8 protein-coding genes are annotated in these 7,995 nt (G+C 59.6%); 7 read left to right on the forward strand and 1 reads right to left on the reverse strand.

The genetic code is table 11. The annotated features are described in order from the left end of the window. The first annotated feature begins 211 nt into the window (after positions 1-211). From FJ398_23565 to FJ398_23585, 5 genes are all read left to right on the forward strand, one after another. Positions 212-688 (forward strand): PEP-CTERM sorting domain-containing protein, encoded by a 477-nt coding sequence (locus tag FJ398_23565; protein MBM3840876.1) that lies wholly within the window; start codon positions 212-214, stop codon positions 686-688. A gap of 30 nt (positions 689-718) precedes the next feature. Next, complete coding sequence (locus FJ398_23570; GenBank protein MBM3840877.1) at positions 719-1,654, forward strand: prephenate dehydrogenase/arogenate dehydrogenase family protein; 936 nt, start codon at positions 719-721, stop codon at positions 1,652-1,654. A 155-nt stretch (positions 1,655-1,809) separates the two neighbouring features. Further along, the gene (locus FJ398_23575) at positions 1,810-3,168 is read left to right on the forward strand and encodes a 3-phosphoshikimate 1-carboxyvinyltransferase (protein MBM3840878.1); all 1,359 of its coding nucleotides are present in this window, start codon (positions 1,810-1,812) and stop codon (positions 3,166-3,168) included. Between the two features lie 138 nt (positions 3,169-3,306). Further along, positions 3,307-3,972: a (d)CMP kinase gene (cmk, locus tag FJ398_23580; protein MBM3840879.1), complete on the forward strand. Its 666-nt coding sequence runs from the start codon at positions 3,307-3,309 to the stop codon at positions 3,970-3,972. Next, complete coding sequence (locus FJ398_23585) at positions 3,969-4,622, forward strand: 1-acyl-sn-glycerol-3-phosphate acyltransferase (GenBank protein MBM3840880.1); 654 nt, start codon at positions 3,969-3,971, stop codon at positions 4,620-4,622. Before cmk ends, FJ398_23585 begins: the two co-directional genes overlap by 4 nt. Positions 4,623-4,675: 53 nt before the next feature. On the opposite strand, the gene FJ398_23590 is transcribed toward FJ398_23585, so the two are convergent. Then, positions 4,676-5,890, reverse strand: coding sequence for a quinone-dependent dihydroorotate dehydrogenase (locus tag FJ398_23590; protein MBM3840881.1), 1,215 nt, complete (start codon positions 5,888-5,890; stop codon positions 4,676-4,678). A gap of 159 nt (positions 5,891-6,049) precedes the next feature. On the opposite strand from FJ398_23590, the gene FJ398_23595 reads away from it, so the two are divergent. Both FJ398_23595 and FJ398_23600 read left to right on the forward strand, forming a co-directional pair. Then, on the forward strand, positions 6,050-7,342 hold the full coding sequence (locus FJ398_23595) for a Gfo/Idh/MocA family oxidoreductase (protein ID MBM3840882.1): 1,293 nt from the start codon (positions 6,050-6,052) through the stop codon (positions 7,340-7,342). 33 nt (positions 7,343-7,375) lie between these two features. Continuing rightward, the gene (locus tag FJ398_23600; protein ID MBM3840883.1) at positions 7,376-7,702 is read left to right on the forward strand and encodes a 4a-hydroxytetrahydrobiopterin dehydratase; all 327 of its coding nucleotides are present in this window, start codon (positions 7,376-7,378) and stop codon (positions 7,700-7,702) included. The last annotated feature ends 293 nt before the right edge of the window (positions 7,703-7,995 follow it).

The raw sequence follows: 7,995 nt of genomic DNA on the forward strand, positions 1-7,995 counted from the left end.
TTCGCCAGACTTCGTTGCTTGCTCCTTACAGATCCACTTCGGGATATGCTCGTCGCTCGCGCCTCGTCTGGCCGAAAAATCCCTTGCCGCGAACGTGAGCGTATTTATGAAATGGACCACTTAGCCCATTGGGTGAACCTAAAACACTTCTCAAACTGTTCTTCATTCGTGTCCTTTCGTGTGATTCGTGGGCACTACCTCTTTTTCTAGGATGGATAGCAAGGATGGACTGAATGACGATGACCTTTGGTTTCCCGGCCCTCAGTTTCGACCTGATCAACACGTTGGGATCAGCGGGATTGGTGTCATCTTCACGGACATGGACAGGCCGAGGACGGCGGGCATCTGCGTTTCCGGCGGGAGTCCCGAGACGTATTTTGCTTCAGCCGAAGCTGGCGATGGAAATTTGACTTTCATTGGATTGCGGTTCGATGACGGCACGCGGTTCAACGCGGCGTCGATCTTTGCTGGAAATGTCGAGCTATCCCCCTTCAACGCCGACGGGGAATGCCGAGGTCCTCGTCCGGGTCGTCCAGGGGCCGGCTTCTGCGGGCAAATCACGGATGTCATTGCCATCTCGAAAATCATCTTTGCTGAGCCTGTGCCAGAGCCTTCCGTGTTGAGTTTGCTGGCCATCGGGCTTACGGGTGCAGGAGTTTTTCGGCTTTGGAAAAGAAGGCTTCGATGAACGGCTGGGCAGGCAGGGCAGGCAGGATGCCTGCCCTACGTTATTGCCTATCGCTTTCGGCATCGGTTTAATGCCGTTGTGCATTGGCAAAAGATCACCCTCGTCGGCGTCGGCTTGCTGGGCGGGTCGTTGGGACTCGCTTTGAAGCAACGCGGGCTGGCGAAGCGCGTGATCGGCTTCGTCCGCCGCCCGGCCAGCATTGACGAATGCCTGAAGAAAGGCGCTGTGGATGAAGCGACGCTCGAACTCCTCCCAGCGGTTGAAAATGCCGACCTCGTCATCCTTTGCACCCCAATCGCCCAAATGCGCGAGCTGACGGAAAAAATGCTGCCCGGTTTGAAGCGCGACGCCATCGTGACCGACGTCGGGAGCGTCAAGGGCAGCGTCGTGCACGAATTGGAACCGCTGGTTGGCCGGGCTGGCGCGCACTTCATTGGCAGCCATCCCATGGCCGGGGCCGAAAAAATGGGCGTCAACGCCGCGCGGGCCGATTTGTTCGCCGACGCCGTGTGCGTCGTCACGCCGACGCCAAAGTCGCCCGCCAAAGCGGTCCGCAGCCTGGAGGAATTCTGGCGCAGCGTCGGCGCCCGGCCCATGCGGATGAAAGCCGATTTGCACGACGAATTCGTGAGCCGATCCAGTCACTTGCCGCACGTGGTGGCGGCAGAACTGGCGAATTACGTGCTCAGCCCGGCGCATCCGAAAGAACAAGCGCAACTGTGCGCGACGGGTTTTCGCGACACCACCCGCATCGCTTCCGGTTCTCCGGAAATGTGGCGCGACATTGCCCTGGCGAACCGAAAGAACCTGGCGCGCGTGCTCGGCGTGTTCATCGAGGACCTTCAGGAGTTTCGCCTGGCGCTGGAAAAGGCGGACACGAAGGCGATCGAAGAATTCTTCGATCTGGCGAGGCACCGGCGGGAGAAATGGTGCGGGGAAGGCCGGGCGTCTTCGTCGCCGGAGTAGTTTCGTAAAACGTAAAACGTAATGCGTGAAACGTCCTCGTCGAACATCGGTCTTCCGGGTGCGCCTTCCTGTGTTGACGTTTGACGGCGTGTTCGCTGCTCGATGCCAGAACGACAGATGGATTACGTTTCACGTTTTACGTTTTACGCTTGCCCATGCCGCTCCCTGACCTGATCGAAATCGTGCCTTTGGCCGAGCCGGTCGGCGCCGAGATCACCGTGCCCGGTTCCAAGAGCATCACGAACCGCACCTTGATTTTGGCGGCGCTGGCCGGAGGCGAGACGAAGCTCGAAGGCGCGTTGTGGAGCGAGGACACGCAAGTGATGGTCGAGGCGCTTCAGAAGCTCGGGTTTGAAGTGAAGGTCGCGCTGGATCCAGAGGAATTCTGCAATCGAACGATCACGGTCCACGGTCTAGGCGGAAGAATTCCAAACGGAGGCACGCCTGAGAAACTGCTCGAATTGTTCGTCGGCAACGCGGGCACAGCCGCCCGGTTTTTGAGCGCTTTCGTCTGTCTCGGTCACGGCGTTTGTCGGCTGCATGGCGTTCCGCGCATGCACGAACGGCCCCAGGGCGCCCTCTTCCAGGCGTTGCGCGAACTGGGTTACGTTGTCGAATGCGAAGGGAACAAGCTGCCCGCCGTGATCCATGGGGCCGGCCCGAAGCCGGGCGCGTGCTCGGTGAGCATCGCGGAGAGTTCGCAATTCGCTTCCGCGCTGCTGCTTTGCGCCGAGGCGGGCGGTTGGTCTGTGCGCGTCGTAGGCGAAGATGCGGAGGAATCCTCCTATGTCGAGATGACGCGCCGGCTCATCCAAGCCTTTCCCAAGCGCGGGGGAACCGTTCAGATCGAACCCGACGCGTCCAGCGGCAGCTATTTTTGGGCGGCAGGCTGGCTGCAGCCAAAGTCGGCTTTCCGGCAAGTCAATGAAAGGTCTGCTTTGGTATCATCGGACGGCGCAAAGGTCCGAGTGGACACCCGGGCTGAAAGGGAATTTCCTTCCTGCCGCGTGCGCGCCTGGCCAACGTCCGGGTGGCAGATCGATTCGCGGTTTCCCAATTTCCTGCCGCCGCCCACCACGCTCTCGCGTCAATCCGATTTGGGGGACAGCATTATGACTGCGATCGTGCTGGCGCCATTCCACGCGGAGTCGGTCCGATTCACGGACCTTGGCCGTTTGCGCCTTCAGGAGTGCGAGCGCGTGCTGGCGTTGCGGACAGAACTCACGAAGTGCGGCGCCAAGGTGATGGAGACGGGCGACACGCTGGAAGTATTTCCTTCGGCGCTCCACGGCGCCGAGATCGAGACCTACCACGACCATCGCCTGGCCATGTGTTTTGCCATTCTGGGATTGAAAGTTCCCGGCCTCAGACTCAAGAATCCCGCCTGCGTGAAAAAGACCTTTCCCAACTTCTTCCAGAAACTGGCCGTGCCGCCGCCCGGCGGTTTGGGCGCGACGATTCTCGACGCCGCCACCCGCCGCCCTTTAAGCCTCGGTGAACTTTTTGCCGAGTGAGCCCCCCGAGCTCGTTAAATGAGTTAGAAAGGTTAAATGGGTTGCGTGAAAGGTTCAAAATCGTCGGCCGTTCAACCCATTTAACCATTTAACCATCTGACCTATTTAACCTATCTAACCCATTTAACGATGTAACAAATAGCTCCGGACGGCGTGAAACAACCGATCGTCATCGCTTTGGACGGCACCAGCGCCAGCGGCAAGAGCACGAACGCGAAGCTGGTCGCCAAGGCGTTGAACTTCGCCTATGTGGACACGGGCGCGATGTATCGCACCCTCGCCTGGTACTGCTTGAAGCATAAAGTGGATGTTCGCGACCCCAAAGCTGTCGCCCGAGTTTGCCGCGCGTGGAAGACCTCTCTTGTCTGCGTGGAGGGACAGGTTCGGCTCCTGGTGGGCGGCTATTATCCGGAGCGGGAAATCCGGACGGCGGAGACGAGCGCAGCCGTGCCGAACGTGGCGGCGGTTCCGAAAGTGCGCGAATGGATGAAGAAGAAGCAGCGCGAGTGCATCCGATTCGGCAATCTTGTTATGGAAGGCCGCGATATCGGCACCAACGTGTTTCCCGAAACGGACTTCAAATTCTATCTGGACGCGTCGCTAGAAGAGCGCTCCAAACGCCGCGCTGCCGAGGGCGTTCAGGAGAATCTCGCGGCGCGCGATCAACGGGACAGCCAGCGCGCAGTGGCGCCGCTGATGATTCCGCTGGGCGCGACGGTCATCAACAATTCGCAAATGACCGCAGCCGAAACCAGCCAGCTGATCATTGAGGCGGTGACGGCAAAACTGGGAGAGAAGCGGTGAATCCCAGTTATTTCGCCGCGTGGACCTGCTTCCGCCTCCTGTACGCGACTTGCTTCCGCTGGCGTGTCTTCAACCCGGAACGCGTGCCGCGAGAAGGCCCGGTCATTCTCGCCTCCAATCACGCCAGTTTCCTTGATCCGCCCTTGATCGGCGCGAGCTTGCCCCGGCCCATCAATTATCTGGCGCGCGACACGCTCTTTCGTTTCCCGCTGGTCGGCGCGGTGCTTCGTTCTTGGAATTCGGTTCCCGTCGATCGCGAAGGAGGCGGCGCGGCAGGGTTACGTCAGATTCTGGACCGACTTCTGGGGGGCGGCGGGATTATTTTGTTTCCGGAAGGCACTCGCACTCGCGACGGTCGCCTCCAGCCAGCGCGTTCAGGGATCGGATTGGTGGTGGTCAAATCGGAGGCTCCGGTGGTCCCCGTGCGCGTGTTTGGAACGTTTGAAGCCTACGGTCGCCATCTCCGCTTGCCGCGGCCGCACCGCGTGGCCGTGAAATTCGGAAAACCTCTGGCCTTTGCCGAGCTTCGCGCGGAAGCCCGCAGTTGTTCCAAGTCCAGGCTCAAAGAAATTTATCCGCAGATCGCCCACGGGATCATGAAGGCGATTGCTGCGTTGGAGCCGCATGAGGATAAAGAGCGGTTTCCGTGAGGCGTAAAACGTAATTCGTAATCCGTGATGCGTGAAACGTGATGTTTTACGTTTCACGTTTCACGTTTTACGCCCACCGCATCCTGGAGCCTCCTCAGCCCAGCTCGTCCGAGCCGCTCGCGCAGCCCCAGCACGATGTCTCGAACAATGCCGGGCCCCTCATAGACCAATCCCGTATAGACCTGAACCAGGCTGGCCCCCGCGACGATCTTTTCCCAGGCATCCGCCGCGTCGAAGATGCCTCCGACTCCGATGATCGGCAGCCGGCCGGCTGTTTGCCGCCCAATATGGCGGACGATCTCCGTGCTTCGTTCGCGCAAGGGCCGACCGCTCAATCCGCCTTCCTGGGCATAGATTCGGCGTGAGTGCGGGTGGGTGGTCTCGGTGCGCGCAATCGTAGTGTTGGTCGCGACGATTCCGGCGATTCGCCGCGAGTCCGCCAGTGCAAGGATTTCATCCACCGCTTCGAAGGAAAGGTCCGGCGCGACCTTCACGAGAATCGGCTTTCCCAATTCGCGATTGGCCATTGGCGATTGGCGATTGGCGATTGGCGATTGGCGATTGGAAATTGTGCACGATGGCTTGGGGAGTTCGGAGGCATTCCCTTCGCCGGTGGAAGCGGCCTCTTTCCGGTTGACCTCTTGAACGGCGACAAGGATTTCGTCGAGCGCGGCTTTGTCCTGCAATTGCCGCAAATTCGGCGTGTTGGGGGAACTCACATTGACCACGAAGAAATCAGCATGCGGCCACAGCACATGCAGCGACGCCGCATAATCTCCGGCCGCTTTGTCCAACGGCGTGATTTTGGATTTGCCGAGGTTGATGCCGACCGGATGTTTGGGCCTGCCGCGTGCCCCACGCCACTCGGACAATGTCTTCGCCAAGGCCTCGGCGCCGGGATTGTTGAATCCCATGCGGTTGATCAAGGCTTCGTCCGCGATGGCGCGGAACAAGCGCGGCGTCGGGTTGCCCGGCTGCGCGTGCCAGGTCACTCCCCCGAGTTCCGAGAAGCCAAATCCCAGCGCCGTCCACGCGGGAAGCGCCGCCGCAAATTTGTCCATGCCCGCGGCGAGGCCGACCGGATTCGGGAAAGAAAGTCCCCAGAGCCGGACGGGCAATTCCGGGGGATCGAAGAAAGCCGCAACGGCCTCGCACAGGATGCGGTTTCGACTGACCGACGCGAGTCTTTGGAGCGTCCAGTCGTGGATGGATTCGGAATCCCGTTCAAAGAGAACCGGACGCACGAAGCGGCGGTAAAACCAGCTCATACTTGGCTGAGGTATTCTGTCCTGCGTGCCCCGGCGGAGGTGATAGATTGAAAAGGTCTCTGGTAAAAGAACAAAACGCGGGCACTGTTTTCTCGACTAATTCACCCCAGGGATTAGGTTGCATTCACTCCGAAACGAGAACTTCAACTTTTGATGTGTATGAGCAATGCCCTTCATCGTCGGCAATTCCTGAAAAAGGCCGGTCTGGCAGGCGCAATCGTGGCGGGCTTGCGGCCCGCAGTCTCGGTCCGAGCCGCCGAATCGCCGAACAAAAAAGTCGTGGTCGGCGTAATGGGCACAAACGGACGCGGGATGGCCCACGTGGAAGCCTTTACCTCGCTGCCGAACACCGAGATCGCTTACGTGTGCGACGTGGACAGCCGCGCGCTGGAAAAAGCCGCGGCGGCGGTGATGCGAAGACAGGAAAAGCGCCCTCACGGCGTCACGGACTTTCGGCAGATTCTGGATGATAAGGCCGTGGACATTCTGTCGATCGCGGCGCCCAATCACTGGCACGCGCCGGCCACGATTCTCGCCTGCGCCGCGGGCAAGCATGTCTATGTGGAGAAGCCCGGCAGCCACAATCCGCGCGAAGGCGAATGGATGGTGGCGGCCGCGCGAAAGCACAAACGCGTCGTGCAAATGGGAAATCAACGGCGCAGTTGGCCCGGCGTGATCGAAGCGATCCAGCGATTGCACGCGGGCGAAATCGGCAAAGCGCTCTTCGCCCGAACCTGGTACAACAATCGCCGCCCTTCCATCGGCCGCGGCAAGCAAACAGCCCCGCCGGATTGGCTCGATTACAGGCTTTGGCAAGGTCCCGCGCCGGAACGGCCGTACAAGGACAATTTGGTCCACTACAACTGGCACTGGCACTGGCATTGGGGCAACGGCGAGCTCGGCAACAACGGCATCCACGCTCTGGACGTGGCGCGTTGGGGGCTCGGCGTGGATTGCCCGGTTCGCGTCACCTGCGGTGGAGGCCGATACCACTATCAGGACGATCAAGAAACGCCGGACACGTACGTGACCTCTTACGATTTCGGCGACAAAGGCGCGACCTGGGAGAGCCATAGTTGTCATCCCCGGGGCTTTGAAGGGGAGCAATTTGGCATCCATTTCTACGGTGAGACCGGGTCGTTGGTGATCGCGGGCAACACGATCAAGATTTACGATCTGACCGGCAAAGAACTGCGGTCGATCAGCAATCGCGGCGGAGGCGACGCCGTGCACTTCGCGAACTTCCTGGAATGCATTCGCGAAGGGAAGAAGCCCAATTCGGACATTGAGGACTGTCAGAAGAGCACGTTGTTGTGTCACCTGGGCAATATCGCGTTCCGGACTGGCCGCACGCTCAATTTGGATCCTAAATCGCGCCGAATCGTTGGCGACGAGGATGCCGCCAGACTCTGGAGCCGCGAATATCGTCCGGGTTGGGAACCGAAGGTGTAGGTCTCCCGTTGCGAAAAAAGTTGGAGGAAATCTATGAGCGAACTGGCTGCAAAAGAGTGCGTTCCGTGTCGAGGCGGAGTGCCTCCGTTAAAGGGCAAACCGCTGGCTGATCTTCAAAAAAGGCTTGGCGGACGTTGGCGCGTGGTGAACAGGCATCACCTGGAGAAGGAGTTTAGGTTTAAAGATTTTCAACAGGCTCTGGATTTCACCAACCAGATTGGTGAGTTGGCCGAAGCCGTTGGCCACCATCCGGACATTTACCTCGCCTGGGGAAAGGTGAAAGTCACCCTCTGGACCCACAAGGTCGATGGTCTCACGGAAAGTGATTTTGTGCTTGCTGCGAAGATCGATCAGTTGTGAGAAACAAAACGAGGGGTTCGCTATTTCCAGTGGCTACCGTCGTGAAAAGGAGCGGACACTCGATGTTGCAGAGTGAGCGTGAATGCGTTGGGCAAATCAACGACCTTGGAAGCACCGACGATTCTCCCTCACCCCAACCCTCTCCCGCTGGGAGAGGGAGAACACCAACAAAAAAGGCGGCGCCCGAAGGCGCCGCCCTTGTTTTTTGGGCCGGTTGATCCGGTCCGAGAGGAGGATTAACCCAACAATCTCAGCGCCGATTGCGGGAGCAGGTTCGCCTGCGCCAACATCGC

Source organism: Verrucomicrobiota bacterium, assembly GCA_016871535.1.
In the GTDB taxonomy this organism is placed as follows: domain Bacteria; phylum Verrucomicrobiota; class Verrucomicrobiia; order Limisphaerales; family SIBE01; genus VHCZ01.